General features: G+C 61.7%; 10 protein-coding genes and 5 pseudogenes. 7 read left to right on the top strand and 8 right to left on the bottom strand.

The features are described from left to right. Positions 1-2,206 precede the first annotated feature (2,206 nt). The 5 genes and pseudogenes from istA to KY499_RS18260 form a co-directional block, all read left to right on the top strand. A complete protein-coding gene (gene istA / locus KY499_RS11965; RefSeq protein WP_219885470.1) occupies positions 2,207-3,673 on the top strand; it encodes an IS21 family transposase in 1,467 nt (488 codons plus the stop codon). Continuing rightward, the gene (gene istB, locus KY499_RS11960; RefSeq protein WP_219885469.1) at positions 3,670-4,401 is read left to right on the top strand and encodes an IS21-like element helper ATPase IstB; all 732 of its coding nucleotides are present in this window, start codon (positions 3,670-3,672) and stop codon (positions 4,399-4,401) included. The genes istA and istB overlap by 4 nt, the downstream gene beginning before the upstream one ends. A 418-nt stretch (positions 4,402-4,819) precedes the next feature. Further along, positions 4,820-4,954, top strand: a pseudogene (locus tag KY499_RS18795) (transposase); the annotation flags it as partial. Positions 4,955-5,193: 239 nt separating this feature from the next. Beyond that, positions 5,194-6,408, top strand: coding sequence for an IS110 family transposase (locus KY499_RS11950; RefSeq protein ID WP_219885467.1), 1,215 nt, complete (start codon positions 5,194-5,196; stop codon positions 6,406-6,408). 117 nt (positions 6,409-6,525) lie between these two features. Next, positions 6,526-6,666 (top strand): annotated as a pseudogene (locus tag KY499_RS18260) (IS110 family transposase); the annotation flags it as partial. 2,453 nt (positions 6,667-9,119) lie between these two features. Here KY499_RS18260 and KY499_RS11945 read toward each other — a convergent pair. The 8 genes and pseudogenes from KY499_RS11945 to rpmH all read right to left on the bottom strand — a co-directional run bounded on the left by KY499_RS11945 (position 9,120) and on the right by rpmH (position 14,760). Further along, positions 9,120-10,281, bottom strand: a pseudogene (locus KY499_RS11945) (ParB/RepB/Spo0J family partition protein). A gap of 67 nt (positions 10,282-10,348) precedes the next feature. After that, complete coding sequence (locus KY499_RS11940; RefSeq protein ID WP_308813041.1) at positions 10,349-11,416, bottom strand: ParA family protein; 1,068 nt, start codon at positions 11,414-11,416, stop codon at positions 10,349-10,351. 87 nt (positions 11,417-11,503) lie between these two features. Then, on the bottom strand, positions 11,504-12,154 hold the full coding sequence (gene rsmG / locus KY499_RS11935; RefSeq protein WP_219885466.1) for a 16S rRNA (guanine(527)-N(7))-methyltransferase RsmG: 651 nt from the start codon (positions 12,152-12,154) through the stop codon (positions 11,504-11,506). A 16-nt stretch (positions 12,155-12,170) separates the two neighbouring features. Further along, positions 12,171-12,791, bottom strand: coding sequence for a R3H domain-containing nucleic acid-binding protein (locus KY499_RS11930; protein ID WP_123255815.1), 621 nt, complete (start codon positions 12,789-12,791; stop codon positions 12,171-12,173). Further along, a pseudogene (gene yidC / locus KY499_RS11925) lies at positions 12,791-13,772 on the bottom strand (membrane protein insertase YidC). Before yidC ends, KY499_RS11930 begins: the two are co-directional and overlap by 1 nt. A gap of 16 nt (positions 13,773-13,788) precedes the next feature. Then, the gene (gene yidD / locus KY499_RS11920; protein WP_375141088.1) at positions 13,789-14,184 is read right to left on the bottom strand and encodes a membrane protein insertion efficiency factor YidD; all 396 of its coding nucleotides are present in this window, start codon (positions 14,182-14,184) and stop codon (positions 13,789-13,791) included. Then, positions 14,177-14,581, bottom strand: coding sequence for a ribonuclease P protein component (gene rnpA, locus KY499_RS11915; RefSeq protein ID WP_123255818.1), 405 nt, complete (start codon positions 14,579-14,581; stop codon positions 14,177-14,179). Before rnpA ends, yidD begins: the two co-directional genes overlap by 8 nt. A 41-nt stretch (positions 14,582-14,622) precedes the next feature. Then, positions 14,623-14,760, bottom strand: coding sequence for a 50S ribosomal protein L34 (gene rpmH / locus KY499_RS11910; RefSeq protein ID WP_062008104.1), 138 nt, complete (start codon positions 14,758-14,760; stop codon positions 14,623-14,625). 463 nt (positions 14,761-15,223) lie between these two features. On the opposite strand from rpmH, the pseudogene dnaA reads away from it, so the two are divergent. Both dnaA and dnaN read left to right on the top strand, forming a co-directional pair. After that, positions 15,224-16,646, top strand: a pseudogene (dnaA, locus tag KY499_RS11905) (chromosomal replication initiator protein DnaA). Between the two features lie 593 nt (positions 16,647-17,239). After that, positions 17,240-18,364, top strand: coding sequence for a DNA polymerase III subunit beta (gene dnaN, locus KY499_RS11900; protein WP_123255820.1), 1,125 nt, complete (start codon positions 17,240-17,242; stop codon positions 18,362-18,364). Positions 18,365-18,461: the final 97 nt, after the last annotated feature.

The following is an 18,461-nucleotide window of genomic DNA, read 5'->3' as shown; positions in this document are numbered from 1 at the left end:
CCCGGAACTTGCGTCGTTTCAATTACAAAGCCAGAGCACGACTGCCAGGGTTTCACGTGAAACATGGCTTGCCTCTCGCCCTGGTTCCCGTGCCCGTTCCCTGCAAACATGCCGACACTCTCCTCGTCGTCGCTGGGTCTATTGCCGCCCGTCCACATTATGGCCAGGAGCCCCCGCTACCGTCTCCGCCGGCAGCGGCAGCGGCAGCGGCAGCGGCAGCGGCAGCGGCAGCGGCAGCGGCAGCCAAGATTGGATCGACAAACCCAGAACACGTCAGCGGCGGAACACTGCAACGACGTGCTGGAAAATGCACGCAACGGCCCGACAAAGCGCTGCTTACCGATGACTACCCGGCTCCAGAGGGCCCGACGAGAGTGGCCTACGACAGATGTCTGCGGCGCTTTTTTGGGTCATTATTCACAACGTTATCCACAGGCGGTTTCGCGGACAGACTTCCTCCACAAAACCGTGAAGCGTGATGAAATCATCGGAGTCGCGAAGGGAACGACAAGCCGTCAGCCCGGCCATCATGGGGCAGCTAGCAGTTGTTGCCTGCGACGACACTCTCGCAAACTTGGTCCGTCAGACCGCCGAAAATCCCTGTTAACACAAGGATTCAGCCATGTTGTTGTCAAAAGGGACGTGATCGAATATCTGGACAGCGAAACTCTCGCGCAGGGACATCCTTTATGTTCCACGTGAAACGTCGCCCCCACCGGGGCCTTCCATGTCGATACGGCACCAAAAAGCGCACCGTCCAGGCAGGACGAAATCGAAGATGACCCACAGAGTTATCCACAAAGATATCCACAGTGATATCCACCACTGCACTATTTCCGGAGGCCGCTGAGATCATTCACTACCGGACACAGGCAGCCTGCAGCACTGCCCCTGACGACAAGGCATAGAGGGGCTCCGCAGATGCACTAACTTCAGCCCGCAGACTGTTGACGCTCGCCCACGCCAATCCCAGCGCGGATGGGGACGTGTACTGCCACAAGTCCGATTGGCCTGCGTGCAACGAGCCCGACCAGTCTTCCCGCTCGGCTACATCACCCGTCAAGGGAGTACAGCTAAGGCGAATGATCCTGCCGCGGCCAATGCTGGGGGAGACGCAGTCTCCATAACAATCACTCCTCAGCAACTGTTGCCACTACATGTTTACCGTTCCGGCCACGCAGCCGGTGCGACCGTCTCCAGTCCGGATACGTCTGCAGCACGGTTCCCCGCATCGACAAGCAGCGATACCAGGACTTCCAGATCGTCCGAATCCCACTTCGAGAATGGTCATCTGAGTGGCGTGGTTAAGTCGAACGAAACAAGAGTCGGCCCCCCGATCGATCCACAGCGATGCCCATCTCTGATGAGGATGGCCGCGATTGTCAACGCGAGCCCTGGTCGCGGATATCCCGCCCGGCTGCAGATCACTGGCGAAGAGTTAGGCCAAAACTTTGGCATCCGGATTGCACGTCGTTTCACGTGAAACATTGGGCAGGCCCCGAGCGGCATGCGGCCGGTAGCGCTCGGAGCCGAGCCCCCAAACAGATGGTGACTGACAAACCTGTGAGTCTTTACGTGGCTGGTCAGGGACCGGCTGGCAGGGTTGGTGTTGGTCGCCTCGCTGCGGTTGTGACTCATGACAAAACTGGCCCCTTTGGGTGCCTTGCCTATGAACTGTCCGACCGTGGCGGGCGGCCGGCGCCAGCCCGGCCCACCTCGGTGGCCCGATAAGAAGCCTGCCCGACCCCCTCCGGGGTCGTGGCCCATCACAGTTCTGCCTCGAAGTGACCTCTCCCGGGCACGGCACCGGTCCGCAGCGACCGGAAACACTGCCCATTTGATGGAGAGGAACCCCGATCGCATGAGCACAATTGTCGCCCACACCCACCCATACGTCATCAGCGTGGACACCCACGCCAGGACCCACACCTATGCCGTTGTGTGTGATCGACTATCTGTAGGCCGTTTCAGCCAGGAATTTGAGCCAAGTTGGTGGCTCGTTTCAGGCCAAAAGAGCGGTAAGAATCAGGCCAGTTTTTCCCGAAATCATGGTTTCGGGGGCTTGCCTGGATAGAGATCACCGGGTGGCCGGCGCCCTTCCCAGAGTGTCAGGGACATGGGCCCGCCACCCCCAGATAGGTTCCTTACGGCGCTGCCATTGCGAAGCGTATGCGCCGGAAGGGCTGGAAAGCAGATGACGGTACCCATGTCCGTACAAGAAAATATCAGAAGGCTGGACTCCCAGGGAGTCCCGGGCCGGGAGATCGCGCGCAGGCTCGGCGTTAGCCGGTCCTCGGTGACCAAATACGCCGATCAGGAGAACTACTCCCCTGAACCGCCGGTGCCGCTGGCCCGGCACGGGGCTTCGGTGCTCACCGGGTTCGAGCACATTATCGAAGCGTGGCTCACCGAGGACCAGCGCCGGAACCGCAAGCAACGGCATACGGCCAAACGCGTCTTTGACCGGCTCGTGGATGAGCATGGTTTCACCGGCACGTATTCCCCGGTGCAGCGGTCCGTGAAGAAATGGACGGCCCGCAACAGGATCGCTGGTGAAGGTTTCACCGAGTTGGTGTGGCCGGCCGGGACCGCGCAGGTCGACTTCGGGCAGGCCGAGGCGATCATCGCCGGGATCCGGCAGGTCCTTCACATCCTGGTGGTGACCTTCCCGTTCTCGAACATGCGCTTCGTCCAGGCATACCGCGGCGAAACCGCCGAATGCGTCTGCCACGGACTGCGGAAGGTGTTCGAGCACATCGGGGCCGCACCGAGGCACCTGGTCTTTGATAACGCCACCGGCATCGGGCGCCGGGTGGGCACCAGGGTCGTGGAGACGAAACTGTTCGGGGCGTTCAAGCTTCACTACCGCTCCGAATCCCGCTACTGCAACCCGTACTCCGGGCATGAAAAAGGGAACGTGGAAAACGCGGTCGGGTTCCTGCGCCGTAACCTCATGGTTCCCGAACCCGTGGCCTCCAGCCTGCAGGCCTTGAACGAGGTGCTCATGGCCCGGTGCGACGCGTTGGCCACCACCACGCATTACCGCAAGGGCCTGCCCCTGGGCGAGCTGTTCACCCACGACGTTGCCTCATCCCTGGCGTTGCCCGGGGTCGGGTTCGACCCGGTGCGCTACGAATCGCGCAAGGCCGACAAGACCGGGAACCTGCTCATTGACGGGAACACCTACGCCGCCGGGTCCTCCTTCCATGGGCGGATGCTCACCGTGGGACTCCGCCACGACGTGGTTCAAATCCTCGATGAGCACTCCGAACCGATCCGGTCCTTTGACCGGGTGTTCGGCCGGCAGGCGACAACGATCTTCGACCCCGCCTCCCTGGTCCCGCTGCTGGTGACCAAGCCCGGCGCCTGGAGCCATTCCCCGTTACGGGCCCTGGTCACCGACCCGGTCCGCGACTGGATCGATGCCGCGGCACCCACGGACCGTCGCCGCCTGCTCAACGCGGTGGATGCCGCGACCGGGTCCGCCGGCTTCGACGCCGCGATGGCCGCCGCCGACACGCTGATCCGGCGCGGGGACCAACCGGACATGGCAGCCCTGGGAATGCTCGCCCGCCGGTTAGCCCACGGCACCGAACCGGCCGCCGCCAACGTGGACTTAAGCGTCTATGACACCTTCACCACCCTGAACACGAACACCGGAGAAGTCGCATGAACCCGATCACCGTCCAAGACATCCTCGAAGCGGGCAAACATGCCTCACTGACCGGCAGCGTGTTGACCGAATGGGCCGAGAAAGGCACCCCGAAACAACGCGAATACCTCCACGGGGTCCTGCTGGCCGAACACGAATCCCGGCAGGAATCACGCCGCCAACGATTGCTGAAATCCGCGAGGCTCCCTGCCCTGAAAACACTCACGGGATTCGACTACACCAGTGTCAGGTTCCCCGAGGACTACGGCCGCGAACCCCTCGAATCCCTGGAGTTCATCAACCGGGCCCAGGACCTGGTCCTCTACGGGGATGTCGGCACCGGCAAAACCCACATGGCCACCGCCCTGGTCGCAGCCGCCTGCCGACAAGGCATCCCGGCCAGGTTCTTCACCACCTCAGCCCTGGTCATGATGCTGCGCCGCGCCAAGGACGAGGACCGGCTGGACAAGGAGCTCGCCTCCCTGGCCAAAAACCAGCTCCTGGCCATCGATGAACTGGGCTACCTCCCGATCGATACCGAAGGGGCCAGGCTCCTGTTCCAAGTCATCGCGGACGGCTACGAGAAACGCAGCCTCATCATCACCACCAACCTCGAGTTCTCCCGCTGGGGAACGGTGTTCGGGGACGACAACATGGCCGCGGCCGTCATCGACCGGCTGGTGCACCACGGACGGCTCCTGCAGTTCCGTGGTGAGTCCTACCGGGTCAAAAATGCCCTGATGAAATAACCAAAACGCTGAAATGGCCTGGAAACGTGCCGAGGTGGCCTGATTCTTAGCGCTGAAATGGCCTACTTAAAGTTGACGAAACACAGCCGTGCTCGCAGCCAACGGCGAACACCTCAGCACCGAGGCCTTCACCAACACCATGCAGGCAGGGCCCGCGCGATCACCTGGGCCGCATGGCGCACGAACGGAGACCTTGGCGTCCTGTGGGTCAAGGGCATCGGCAGCTACGGGGGCCCAGCTCGCCCGCCAGTCGGGGCTGGCTGGCTACCGGGCAGTCGAAGCGGCCCGGATGGGCCGCGCCGGCCGCTGCGGGATCGGCAAGTCCGACCCAATCGACGCCCGGCGTATCGCCGCGGCCGTACTTCCCCTCGACGAAGAGCAGCTGCGCACCCCGCGGATGGACGAGGGATCCGCGTTAGCTGCCCTCGCCGGCGTCAACCCCATCCCGGTCTCTTCCGGTAACACCACCCGGCACCGGCTCAACCTCGGCGGTGACAGACGCCTCAACCGCGCACTGAACGTCATCGCCATGGTCAGGATGGTCCACCACCCGTTACCTTTCTTATAGCCCCTAAACGAGCAAGAATCGGGGTTGCTGGCCTGTCGGCCCCGGCATGATTTAGTCCCCCAGTCGATCATGATCCGGGGGGTGTTGTCACCCGGGTGCGATAGGCGCCAGGGGATCGCTGATGGGGACCAGACCAGCTGCAGACTTTATCGCGGGAGGCCGGCCGTAACGTGGATGCCGAGCTCTGGGGCCGCAGGACATGCCAGCTGTCAGATCGGACCGGAATGCTGGAGGTATGCGTGATCAAGGACCACGATTCCGTTGATGTCTTCATTGGCGTCGACGTCGGCAAAACCAACCACCACGCGGTGGCCTTGGACAGGAACGGCAAGAAACTGCTCGACAAGGCCCTGCCCCAGGACGAGGCGAAACTGCGGGCGATCATCGACAGCCTCGCAAAGCACGGGACCCTGCTGCTGGTCGTGGACCAGCCCGCCACCATCGGCGCCCTGCCGGTCGCCGTGGCCCAGGCTGCCGGCATTCTGGTCGGTTACCTGCCGGGCCTGGCGATGCGCCGCATCGCGGACCTGCACCCGGGCGAGGCCAAGACCGACGCCCGAGACGCCTACATAATCGCCGAGGCCGCCCGGACCATGCCGCACACCCTGCGCTCGATCGCCGTCACCGACGAGCAGGCCGCCGAACTGTCGATGCTCTGCGGCTTCGACGATGACCTGGCCAAGCAGGCCACGGCCGCCTCGAACCGGATCCGCGGGCTCCTCACCCAGATCCATCCCGCACTGGAACGGGCCATCGGCCCACATCTGGACCACCCCGTTATGGCCGAGCTGCTGCAAAAATACCCCACGCCTGAGGCGCTGCGCAGGGCCGGCCAGAGCCGGGTCGCCGCGTTCATGGCCAGGTCCGCTCCGCGGGCCGGTAAAGGCTGGGCCGCGGGGATCTTCACCGCCCTGTCCGAGCAGACCGTGGTCGTGGCCGGCACCACTGCCGCCGGCGTCGTGCTGCCCCAGCTGGCGGCGCAGCTTGCCCAGCTGCGCGCCTCCCGGGCAGAGGTCCTGGCACAGGTTGAAAAACTCGTGGAGGCCCACCCTCTTCACCAGCTCCTGACGTCCCTACCGGCGGTCGGCGTCAGGACGGCAGCCCGGATCATTACCGAGGTTGTCGGCAAGGAATTCAAGACCGCCGGGCACCTGGGCTCCTACTCCGGGCTCGCACCGGTGACGTGGCGCTCCGGAACCTCAATCCGCGGAGACCACTCCTCCAAGAAGGGCAACAAGATCCTCAAACGGGCGTTCTTCCTCTCGGCGTTCGCGTCCTTGAAAGACCCGGTCTCCCGGGAGTACTACGACCGGAAACGGGCAGAGGGTAAACGGCACAACCAGGCCCTGATCGCCCTGGCACGACGCCGCTGCGACGTCCTCTTCGCGATGCTCCGCGACGGCACCTTCTACGAGGCGCCAAGCCCGAAAACCGCCTAAACACAGAGGGCTACCAGCTCGCGGACACGCGCCGCCAGCCGCTCATCCCTGCCCGAAAACAGTCACATCATTTTTCGAAAAACCCGTCCGAGCGCTTGACAAAAAACATAGGGACACCCCCCAACCCGCGCTTACGCCGACAAACTCCGCGCAGAAGGCAAGACAGACCGCGAGATCCGCCGCTGCATCAAGCGTTACCTCGCCCGACGCCTCTACCGAGACCTCAACACCGCCGCCGGCAGCGAAATTGGGGGTTGACGAGATATAGAAGCTTCATAGGACTTCGGTCCCAACGAACAATGGGTCTACGGATGGACACATCAGCACGCGGGGCAGCTGCCTGGCCGGTCTGCCGACCAGGACGAGCACGTCGCTGGGGGAGCCGGCAAGTCCGCGACAAGATACACCCCATTCCCGAACCACCAACGCCTATCTGGCGCCTGAAGATGCGAAAGGATTTCCCTGCCGGCGGTGGGTCCAGGGGGCTGGCTATGCCACTCTGACACCCCAGCGGTGACCTTTTACGGTGCACTTGGGAATCAGGATAGTCACGCACTGGCCCCAAGAACCAGTTTGGTTGGGCCGCGATTTCCCCCCGTTGTGACCCCCTTCGCGCTCAGCGACACCACGGCCCCGTCAACCAATGCTGCCTTAATCTGCTCATAGCCACTCGAACGCCACAGCGCGCACCGCTCGACGTTAATCTGAACCGGTCCGATCCCGGGCATAATGATCCGGATGCGCGTGCCAGTGCAGGCGCCCGACACCGGCCCGGGAACCAGGGGTGGAACGGAGGAGAGGCTATAGGCACGCCAACCGCCCTAAGTGGGCTCCCGGCAGGCGCAGACCGCCTGAGGGCCTTAGGGAGCCACCCAGGCCGTACGCTGGCCACGCTGACTGACGTGCGAGTTCCGTCGGCAGTGGTGCGACGCTTCAGGGCTGACGACGTCACGGCCGCGGTCAGTGCAGACCGACACTCACAACAGCCACGCACGCCTCACGGCCGGTAGATCCAGGCCGGACTGGGTGGTGGCCAGCGATCGCAAGCGCCTGATTCCACGACAGAACGCAGTACCTTTAGCGCATGCCCTTGAGTGTCACGCGTGCCCTCCGGGGCGCTGGGTTCTCGCTCAAGAGGGAACTGGCGTCCGGAATTGGGTACTGCTGAGGTCATGGCCAAGAAACTTCGAATCCGTTTGATGACCGGATCCCTGACCGCTCCGCAGCCTCTCCCGCAGCGCTTGGTTTCAGCTATCGAGTCGTTCCGAAGCTGATGCACCTCCCAATATGCCCGCATGTTGCGATGATCCCTACGATCCAGACCGTCAGGGCGAGGCTTGCAGCAGGGAAACCGCACCGGGATATCCGCCTCGTCCAGCCCCGGTGCTCTCCCGATCACGGGGAGGTGGGGCTCCTGCGACGGCGGACCACCCGATACGTCGTGACTGTGACAAGGACGGGAATGGCCAGGAATACAACAAATCCAGCGGTACCGCCCGCCATACCTCCGATAGCTACGAGTCCCGTCACCCCGATCCACCAGCAAATAGCGGCTGCAAAAGCACTGATCACGACCAGGAGATCGCCCGTCGCCCGACCCTTTACCACGCGATGACCGAGGGTTCCGAGACTGAACGAGTGAATCAAAGCGGCCGGTGTCGAACCCTCACTGTTGCGAGTCACGGTCTTGCCCCCTCAGATAATTTCCTATGGGTCGGGTGCCAGCCGTCAATATGTTATTCAGCGACTTTGGCGAGAGTCATTCAACGGTTTTCGGGTTGGGGCGCAGTTGTCACCTGGGGTTGGTAAATGTTTGTGCAGTTGGCATTTCGGACCGGTCCCCGAGGGATGTCGTCACCTGTTCTGGCCAAGGCCCTCTGTCATCAAAAGGGTTGCCAGGCCAGCCCGGACACGGACGCCTGTGGCCTCGCCCGGATGGGTGTCTTCGAACAGTGCCACGGCGCCGGTGAAGCTCACTCAAACGCATTCAACGTAGCCGCTAGAGTGCCGGTGTCTCACTGTGCCGTAGTCCATGGAAGGTGAGTTCATCCAGAGCGGCAGCCATGTCTGATAGCCCCGTGCGCCAGGTGCCCCGGTCTTCGATCCCGGGGCAGCCTTCCGAATAACGATCGTTGCCCGGTCGAAAACACGAGCCTCCGGACCTGACGTGTTCCGACAAAACATGTGATACTGACGATCCCTTCCCTCGAAACGCTGTCTCCAGCAGCTGGCTCCGGTCAGCTGGCAAGACCCGGTACTCGTCGCTGCCGAACCGGACCTGGAATTCGCCCTCTCGAGGCTGGCACCACTGCAGCGCGCGGTCGGAAACAAGCTGGGTCGGACGGTTTGCCCCGGCTGGCACGGCGGAACGAGGACCGGCTGAAGAAATCCCTCTCCGGAAGGATATATCCGTCACCGGCCAGGACTTCGTCGTTGCGGTCATTTTTCGTCCCTTCAGCTCCAGCTCATCCAGACTCTTTCCCAACTCATCCAGGAGCTCACCGACACTGAGGGCATCCCCGCCGTGCCGAATGAAGAGCCTTGGGCCAAAGCGCGAGTCCTCCGGATCATTACCGTCAAGGTCCCATGGCCACCGCCGCAGCACTCCATTGGTAGTCCTCCGCTTCGCAGAGACAACTGCGCCAAACGCAAAGAGGGCCTGTTTCACGTGAAACAGGCCCCTCTTTGCGTTTGGCGCAAAAAACAACGAACTAGCCCGAAGCTCCGGGTGACAGGACATCCATAATCCGGTTCAAATCCTCGACGCTCGCGAACTCGATGCTGACCCGGCCCTTACGCGCGCCGAGCGAGATCTTGACATTGGTGTCCAGGCGGTCGGACAGCGACGATGCCAGGTAATCGAGGCGCTCGTGCCGTGCACCTGGCCGGGGAATGTTGTTCTTCGTCGGCGCCGCAGGACCCTGGTACAACGTCACGGCCTCTTCGGTGGCGCGAACGGACATACCCTCCGCGATAATCTTCTGTGCCATCCGCTCCATTGCTGCGGCGTCAGGAAGCGCCAGGAGCGCACGCGCATGCCCGGCAGAAATTACACTGGCTGCCACTCTGCGTTGCACCAGCGGAGGCAGTTTCAGCAACCGGAGGGTGTTGGAGACCTGGGGCCGGGAGCGGCCAATCCGGTCCGCAAGCTGTTCGTGAGTTGTGCCGAAATCCTCCAGAAGCTGCTGGTATGCCGCTGCCTCTTCGAGCGGGTTCAGCTGGCTGCGGTGGAGGTTTTCCAGCAATGCGTCACGCAGGAGGTCATCATCAGTGGTGTCACGGACGATCGCCGGGATGGTGTCCATGCCGGCCGCCTGTACGGCCCGCCAACGACGCTCACCCATGACCAGTTCGTAGGGTTCGCCACCCTTTTCCGTTGATGTACGGACCACAATTGGCTGGAGGACGCCAATTTCCCTGACCGAGTGAACGAGCTCCGCCATGTCGTCCTCATCGAAGACAGAACGTGGCTGCTTACGGTTGGGATGGATGTCGGTGACTGCTAGTTCGGCGAAACGAACACCGGGAACCGCAATGAGCTCGACGCCGGATCCGGAGTCGGTTCCCCGGTTCTCCTCACGTGCCACATCGTTGTCGGCGTGCGGCGTAATCGCCGAAGCCTTCCGGGACGACGCGGACTCCGAGGTGCCTGAAGCCGGAAGCGCATTACGCTGGCCTTCGGCAGTCTCCTCCTCGGGAGACAGCAGCGTCTCGGCAGTATCTTTTAAATCGGAGATTCTCGAGCGGGCCCTCGGGGAAAAAGAGATCCACCGGCCGGGGAGGTGCCGACCCAGTTCCGGAGGCGCTAGCCGCGGCGGAACTTGGAATGAGTGCGCCAAGTCCACGGCCGAGGCCGCGTCGCTTATCGCTCATGGATAAATCCCTCCGGTGGAAGAGCCCGGCATCACCCGGCTCTGGCTAGTGCAATTTAAGGACGAGTCTAACGTTCAGCGATTTCAGATGCGGCTTCCAAATAGGAGAGAGCGCCGCTGGAGGATGGATCGTAGGTCATTACGGTCTGTTGGTAACTCGGCGCTTCCGAGATGCGCACCGAACGCGGCACGACAGCCCCAAGAACCTTTTCCGGGAAATGCTGACGCACCTCCGCCGCTACTTGGGCGGCAAGGTTGGTGCGACCGTCATACATGGTCAAAAGAATAGTGGAGACTACCAGATCAGCATTCAGGTGCTTCTGGATCATTTCGATGTTATTCAACAGTTGACTGAGGCCTTCGAGTGCGTAGTACTCACACTGAATCGGGATAAGAACTTCGTTGGCGGCGCAGAACGCATTGACTGTCAGCAGCCCTAGGCTGGGCGGGCAGTCAATGAAGATGTAGTCGAGGCGTTCCTCGCCGTTCTTCACGCGTTCCTTGGAATAGACATCAATGGCCCGCCGCAGTCGCTGTTCCCGGGCGACCAGGCTCACCAGTTCAATTTCCGCGCCGGCCAAATGAATCGTGGCCGGCGCGCAGATCAGGTTCGCAATATCGGGGCATGGGGCCACAACGTCCTTCAGCGGAAGGTCGTTGATAAGAACGTCGTAGATACTGTCGACATCAGCATGGTGTTCGATCCCCAGTGCGGTGGATGCATTTCCCTGCGGATCAATGTCAATGACCAGGACGTTGAGCCCGGCGGCGGCCAGGGCGGCGGCAATGTTCACCGTCGTGGTGGTCTTGCCGACCCCGCCCTTCTGGTTGGACACGGTAAAGATCCGGGTGTGCTCCGGTTTGGGCAGTTCACGGCCGAGTAACCGTTCGCGGCGCCGGTTCTCGTGGGCAAGCTCCCGGGCAATGGGACTGGAATCGTCGATGGAATCCAAGACGTTGCCGATCGGCGAAACGGACGTTTCACGTGAAACACTCGCTATTGTGGCACCACGTGAAACCGAACCCGTTTGCTTTCCGGAGAAGTCATGAGCGGCTGCGGGCACGCTGAAGGCCCGGGCTGACCCCAGGGACACAAACGGAGGTATCCGTTGTGCGGAGGCTTCGCTACTGCTCACGATGTTACGCTCACTCTCATTCGGCTCTTACTGCCGGTTACTAGCCTAACCTCTTCCCCGGAGACTCCGGGGGCGCCGGGCCCGCTGTCAGGCGGTCTTTTGAGGCTTGTTCACTACGATGCGGACTACGGTAGTGGGCTCCTCCAGGAGGTCCTCACCCACCAGCACCACCGAGGTGCTGACACCGCCCAGTTTGCGGATCACTTTGGCAGCCTTGGCGATTTCCTCGCCTGCGCTGCGGCCCTTGATAGCCACAACTTCACCCTTGCCCGCCAGCAGCGGGATTGTCAGGCCGGCCAGATTGGTCATCGCGGAGACGGCGCGGGCCGTGACGACGTCGGCGTCCACCATTCCTACCGCAAGTTCGGCGCGGGTACGCATGATCGTGACGTTTGTTAGGCCCAGATCATCGACCACTTCCTGGAGCCAGATCACTCGGCGTTCCAAGGGTTCAATCAGCGTCAGTTCGAGATCCGACCGGGCGATGGCCAGGCATAGGCCTGGCAGTCCCGCGCCGCTGCCGACATCCGCCACGTGGCTGCCGTGGGCAATCTGGTTCTCAATGACTGCGCAGTTGAGCACATGCCGGCTCCACAATCGCGGGATTTCGCGCGGACCGATCAGTCCTCGTTCGGTTCCCGAGGTGGCCAGGTGCTCCACATAGCGTTTCGCCAAATCCAGGCGGTCGCCGAAAATGGTCTCTGCTGCCTTCAGCTCGGCTGACGTTATATCAATCATCAAACTCATCGATGGGTCAGTCCGCGGAAATAACGATGTGCCGGTCGGCACCTTCGCCTTCGGATTCGCTGACGAATCCGAGCTCGGCCACGGCATCGTGAACGATCTTGCGTTCGTAGGCGCTCATTGGAGCCAGTGCCACGGTCGCGCCTGATTCCTTGACAGCTGCGACGGCGTCTTCCGCGATCTTGTGCAGATCGCCGGCACGCTCGGCGCGATAGCCGTTGATGTCCAACACGAGACGCGAGCGGTTCTCCGTCGCCGACAGAACGGCCAGCCGGGTCAGTTCCTGGAGGGCTTCCAGGACCTCGCCATCTCGGCCGACAAGGCTCTCAAGTCCGGCGGTTTCTTCTTCGGTCACGATCGAAATGTAGGTTCGTCCGTTACGGACCTCGATGTCGATATCGCCATCGATGTCCGCGATGTCCAGCAACTCCTCGAGGTAATCGGCGGCTACGTCGCCTTCCTCTTCCAGGCGTCCGACCGAGACATTCCTGCCGGTTGTGCCATCCGCGTCGTCGGTCGAAGCCGCAGTTTCCTCGACATCCTGGCCGGCGGATACGGCTCCGTCGAGGGAACCGTCGCGTTCCGGGTCGGTGTCAACAGAAATAGTGTGCTCGGTGCTCTCGGCGGACATTACTTCTTCTTCCTGTTCTTACGTTGCGGCTGAACGCGCTGGGACTTGGCTGCGGCTGCCGCCGCCGCGGCGGCTTCAGCGGCCTCGGCGTCGGCCTTCTGCGCGCCGGTCAGGGGCGCGGGCGCAAGACCCTTGGCTGCACGGCGCTCGGCCAGCGCCTTGGCGGCGGGGGAGCCCGGCGTCGGCATCCGGCGTATCACGAAGAACTGCTGCGCCATGGTCCAAAGGTTGGTGGTGGTCCAGTAGATCAGGACGCCGATGGGGAAGTTAATACCGCCGATGCCAAACACGATCGGCAGGATGTAGAGCATCATCTTCTGCTGCCGCATGAATGGGCTGGCCATGGCCTCTGCAGACATGTTCTTGGCCATGATCTGCTTCTGCGTAATGAATTGTGAGGCCGTCATGGCCAGGATCATCACGATCGAGAGGATCCAGACGGCTACTACGTTGCCGCCCGGAGGCGTACCGTGAAGCAGAGTCGCGGACAGCGGGGCGCCAAAGATACTGGACTGATCAAACTGAACTACCTGCTCGGGGCTCATCGCCCCCACACCTTCACCTTCGCGGGCATTGGTGCTGATCCCGGAGAGCACCTGGAACAGGGCAAAGAAGAACGGCATCTGGATCAGCATGGGCAGGCAGGCCGAGAACGGGTTGGTGCCGTGCTTCTTGTACATGGCCATCTGTTCCTGCGCCATGGCCTGGCGGGAGAGCTGGTCGGTCTTGCCCTTGTACTTGTCCTGGAGCTTCTTCAGGTCCGGCTGCAGCAGCTGCATGCCGCGCTGGGCCTTGATCTGCTTGACGAAGACAGGGATCAGGGCGGCACGGATCACCAGCACCAGCCCGATGATGGACAGCGTCCATGTCCAGCCGGAAGCTTCAGGCAATCCAATGGCAGTCAGGCCCCTCGTGGAAGCCGACCATAATGATCGAGACCAGCCACTTGAACGGAAACATGATTGTTTCAAAGAAGTCCATACGATATCCCTATTCGTCAGGCCGCATTGCGGCCTTGTCCATCAGTCTGAGCACTCAGGTACTGGTCCGGATTGTTCAGCACAACAATTGTGGGGGTGTGGCCTTCAGGCCACTCGCGGTGCCCGGCGGGGACATGGTCCACACCGCCGGCGTTCCAGGGATGGCAGCGCCCGAGGCGCCTGACTGCAAGCCAGCTTCCTTTAATTGCACCATGGACGGTGACTGATTCAAGGGCATAGGCCGAGCAGCTGGGGAAAAAGCGGCACACCTGTCCGTAGAGCGGCGATACCAGCTTGCGGTATACAACGAGCAGCACAATCAGAATATTGCGGGGCAGGTTCCAAATCGCCGTGGCGGTCCAGGCTGCACCCGCTTTCAAGTGGGGGACGACGGCGGCAGTTGACTTACGCACGCGGGGTCCCTTCCTGTGTTGTCTCGTTAGAAAGCGATGAAGCCAAAACGCGGTTACCGAGCCGTTTGATGGTTGTCTCCAAAGCGGCGTCATAGTCTGCGAGCAGTTGTTCCCAGCTGGCACCCGCCGCGGCGGGCAGCGCCCGCACTACGATGGAGAACCCACTGCCGTATTTCTGCAACGACAAAGCACCGGCTTCCCTCAGTCTCCTCTTAACGAGGTTCCTGACCACAGCGTTCCCAACACTCTTGGAAACGATGAATCCGATCCGGCTCGGTTGATCGGCAGCGAGGGCTGCCGTATATAACACTACGTTCCGGCGTCCATTGCGGACACCGGAACGTACGGTTGTTGAAAAATCGGTTGATGTCCGCAGACGGTTTCGGGTGGCTAGCACCGTTAAACTCGCACAGGGATGTGGACCGACGAGTCAGTTATTTAGGCCGACAGTTCGATGCGGCCCTTGCCACGACGGGCTGCCAGAATGGCACGGCCGGCACGGGTACGCATACGAAGGCGGAAGCCGTGCTTCTTGGCTCGACGGCGGTTATTCGGCTGAAAAGTCCGCTTGCTCACGTTAGTTACTCCAGTGGATCAAAGGTGCGCCCACCCGATCAAGGGGAAGAACTGGTCGACGCTAAGTTTTGTATGTGCCGCTTCCCCCAACTCGCAAGACGCAGGGCGTCGGGAAAGATTCAGACAAGGCGTAAAGCGCACACATGGGACTTCACAACGTTAGGGCTTGCCGCCCTCCAGAGTCAAACTGGGGGTCGCGCCGCAGGCTATCCCCAGCTGTGGCTAACTCCTCCTGCGGCCTGTGGATGAATCCCTTCACGGACTCCGCAAGCGAACCACACGGATGTAATTATCCACAGGAAGATCCCAGCTATCTTCTGGCGAATTCATCCCCTACAGTGGCTCAGTAGCCCGTTATCCACGGACTGTGCATAACCCTGTGGATTGTGCGGGGCCCAGGACCCCCGGTCCGGCCCGCCCGGAGGCTCGTAATACACACAAAGCAAGTTTGAGGAACTGATTCATGACAGTAGACGAAGCCAACCAAGCCAATACTGTCGGGAGTTCCTGGCGGCGGGTTGTCAGTCTGCTGGAGAACGACCACCGTGTCTCACCCCGGCAGCGCGGCTTCGTCATCCTGGCCCAGGCCCAGGGCCTGATCGGTTCGACCCTGCTTGTGGCGGTCCCCAACGAACTCACGCGTGAAGTCCTGCAGACCCAGGTCAAGGAAGCTCTCGACGACGCCCTACGGAATGTTTTCTCCGATGAGATCCGCTGCGCGATCGACGTCGACACGGATCTGGTGCCACTGCACACGGAACCTGAACCCGCCGTCGAGCTTGCCCTCGCCGCCGATCCGACGGTGGAACTCAAGCCGCAGCCAATGCTGCCGAGCACTTCCCATGAATTCGGCCGCCTCAACCCGAAGTATGTCTTCGACACCTTCGTCATCGGCTCGTCCAACCGGTTCGCCCACGCAGCGGCAGTGGCCGTGGCCGAGGCGCCCGCAAAGGCCTACAACCCGCTGTTCATCTACGGTGACTCCGGGTTGGGCAAAACCCACCTGCTCCACGCGATCGGACACTACGCCCGCCGTCTCTACAGCGGGATCCGGGTCCGGTATGTGAACTCCGAGGAATTCACCAACGACTTCATCAACTCCATCCGTGACGATGAAGGCACCAGCTTCAAGACCACATACCGCAACGTCGATGTGTTGCTGATCGATGACATCCAGTTCCTGGCGGGCAAAGACCGGACGCTCGAGGAGTTCTTCCACACGTTCAACGCCCTGCACAATAACAACAAACAGGTTGTTATCACCTCCGACCAGCCGCCCAAGCTGCTCGCCGGATTCGAGGACCGGATGAAGTCGCGCTTCGAGTGGGGGCCTGCTGACGGACATTCAGCCTCCCGAGCTTGAAACCCGGATCGCTATCCTCCGGAAGAAGGCGCTCAGCGAAGGTCTCTCCGCGCCGGACGACGCGCTTGAGTACATCGCTTCCAAGATTTCCAGCAACATCCGCGAACTTGAGGGTGCCCTTATCCGGGTGACGGCCTTCGCCAGCCTGAACCGGCAGCCTGTGGATGTTGCCCTGGCCGAAATGGTCCTCAAGGACCTCATCACCGATGACGGCGCCCAGGAAATCACTTCCGGCCAGATCCTGACCCAGACGGCCGACTACTTCAAGCTCAGCATGGAAGAGCTCTGCAGTAAGTCGCGAACACGAACCCTCGTGACCGCACGGCAGATTGCGATGTACCTGTGCCGGGAACTGACGGACATGTCGTTGCCCAAGATCGGGCAGGAGCTCGGCGGGCGCGATCACACCACCGTCATCCACGCCGATCGGAAGATCCGGGAACTGATGGCCGAACGACGCGTCATCTACAACCAAGTGACTGAACTGACCAACCGGATCAAGCAGCAGCAGCGCAATTCCTGACCGGCGCGGCCTGACGCCTCTACCTTATTAACAGGCACCTGTGGACAACCCTGTGGATACTTAAGGGGACAACCGCCGTTAATGGGCTTAAAACCCTTAAGGCATCTGTGGATCACGGAATCGGCCGAAAAAGTTGTCCCCATCCACACCCTGTTTAAAACTCGTTCCACCCACAATCCGTGAACAGGGCTTAACCGCGGAATCCTGCCGCGAAACAAGGTTATCCACAGTTTCCACAGCAGTTATTAACACTACTAATCCCAAGAAAATGAAATTCCCTCAAACAACAGTTTCGATCCGACCCCCCACGCAGACCCCGGACCCCTTCGGGCCCGGCGGCCGCGAAGCCCATCGGAACCACAAAGATCCAAGCCGGGGATGAGAGAACCCCCTTCTTGGGGCTAAGCTGTCTGCAGTGCGTCCGTCCGGGCACTTCTTGTAGTTCGCCGCTCTGTGGTTCAGCGTGTGCACTGCAGGAAACTGGGCCGGCGTGCACTTCCCATTTTTGGCGGAACCGGACAGCAGCATCAGCCTTCCGGCATCGTTCGAAGTACTTTTTGCGTGACAGCAGCAATGAAAGGCGGCACCCTTCCGTGAAGTTCAGAGTCGACCGGGACGTCCTGGCAGAAGCCGTGACATGGACCGCCCGGTCGTTGTCTCCGCGGCCGCCAGTTCCCGTGCTTTCAGGCCTGCTCCTCAAGGCTGAAGCCGGTACCGTGAGCCTCTCAAGCTTCGACTATGAGACCTCTGCCAGGCTCGAAATCGCTGCTGACGTCGCAACCGAAGGGACCATTCTGGTCTCCGGCCGCCTGCTCGCCGATATCTGCCGAAGCCTGCCCTCTGCACCCGTCGATGTTGAAACCGACGGCAACAAAGTCACGCTCACCTGCCGCCGCAGCAGCTTCCATCTGGCCACCATGCCGGAGGCGGAATATCCGCCGCTGCCGGCTTTGCCGCCGATCAGCGGCACGGTTCCGGGCGACTCTTTCGCCCAGGCCGTCTCACAGGTGATTATCGCGGCCAGCAAGGACGACACCCTGCCGATCCTCACCGGCGTCCGGATGGAGATCGAGGACGATCTGATCACCTTGCTCGCGACCGACCGCTACCGGCTGGCCATGCGTGAAGTCCCGTGGAAACCAGTAACCCCCGGTATTTCCACAAGTGCACTGGTCAAGGCAAAAACCCTTAACGAAGTGGCGAAGACCCTTGGCGGCAGTGGGGATATTCATCTTGCCCTCGCCGACGACGACAGCCGGCTTATTGGTTTCGAAAGTGGCGGCCGGACCACCACTTCGCTCCTGGTCGACGGGGACTATCCGAAAATCCGCTCGCTCTTTCCGGATTCGACCCCCATCCATGCCACCGTACAGACCCAGGAACTCGTCGAGGCCGTCCGTCGCGTCTCCCTCGTGGCGGAACGCAATACCCCCGTCCGGCTGGCCTTCACCCAAGGCCAGCTGCATCTGGATGCAGGAACGGGCGAGGACGCCCAGGCCTCAGAAGAGCTCGAGGCCCTGCTGAGCGGTGAAGACATCACGGTTGCGTTCAACCCGCACTATCTCGTGGAAGGCCTCAGCGTGATCGAATCCAAATACGTCAGGTTCTCCTTCACGAGCGCCCCTAAACCGGCCATGATCACAGCCCAGCAGGACGCCGAGGGCGAAGACCAGGGCGACTACCGCTACTTGGTCATGCCGGTCAGGCTCCCCAACTAGCCCCAGGCGGCGCTGGCCAGGTTTCCGGACTGGCGACACCGCCGACGCAACCAGGAATCGGGCACTGCACCGATTCCCCGTCCCGATGCCCGTCACC

It is taken from the genome of Arthrobacter sp. PAMC25284 (assembly GCF_019443425.1).
GTDB lineage: Bacteria > Actinomycetota > Actinomycetes > Actinomycetales > Micrococcaceae > Arthrobacter > Arthrobacter oryzae_A.
This window is presented reverse-complemented; position numbering and strand designations above follow the sequence as displayed.

Bases quoted from the DNA above. Each gene is read 5' to 3' on its own strand.
- istA (WP_219885470.1), top strand. From the start codon at position 2,207: ATGTCCGTACAAGAAAATATCAGAAGGCTGGACTCCCAGGGAGTCCCG.
- KY499_RS11930 (WP_123255815.1), bottom strand. From the start codon at position 12,791: ATGTCCGCCGAGAGCACCGAGCACACTATTTCTGTTGACACCGACCCG.
- rsmG (WP_219885466.1), bottom strand. From the start codon at position 12,154: ATGATTGATATAACGTCAGCCGAGCTGAAGGCAGCAGAGACCATTTTC.
- istB (WP_219885469.1), top strand. From the start codon at position 3,670: ATGAACCCGATCACCGTCCAAGACATCCTCGAAGCGGGCAAACATGCC.
- KY499_RS11950 (WP_219885467.1), top strand. From the start codon at position 5,194: ATGCTGGAGGTATGCGTGATCAAGGACCACGATTCCGTTGATGTCTTC.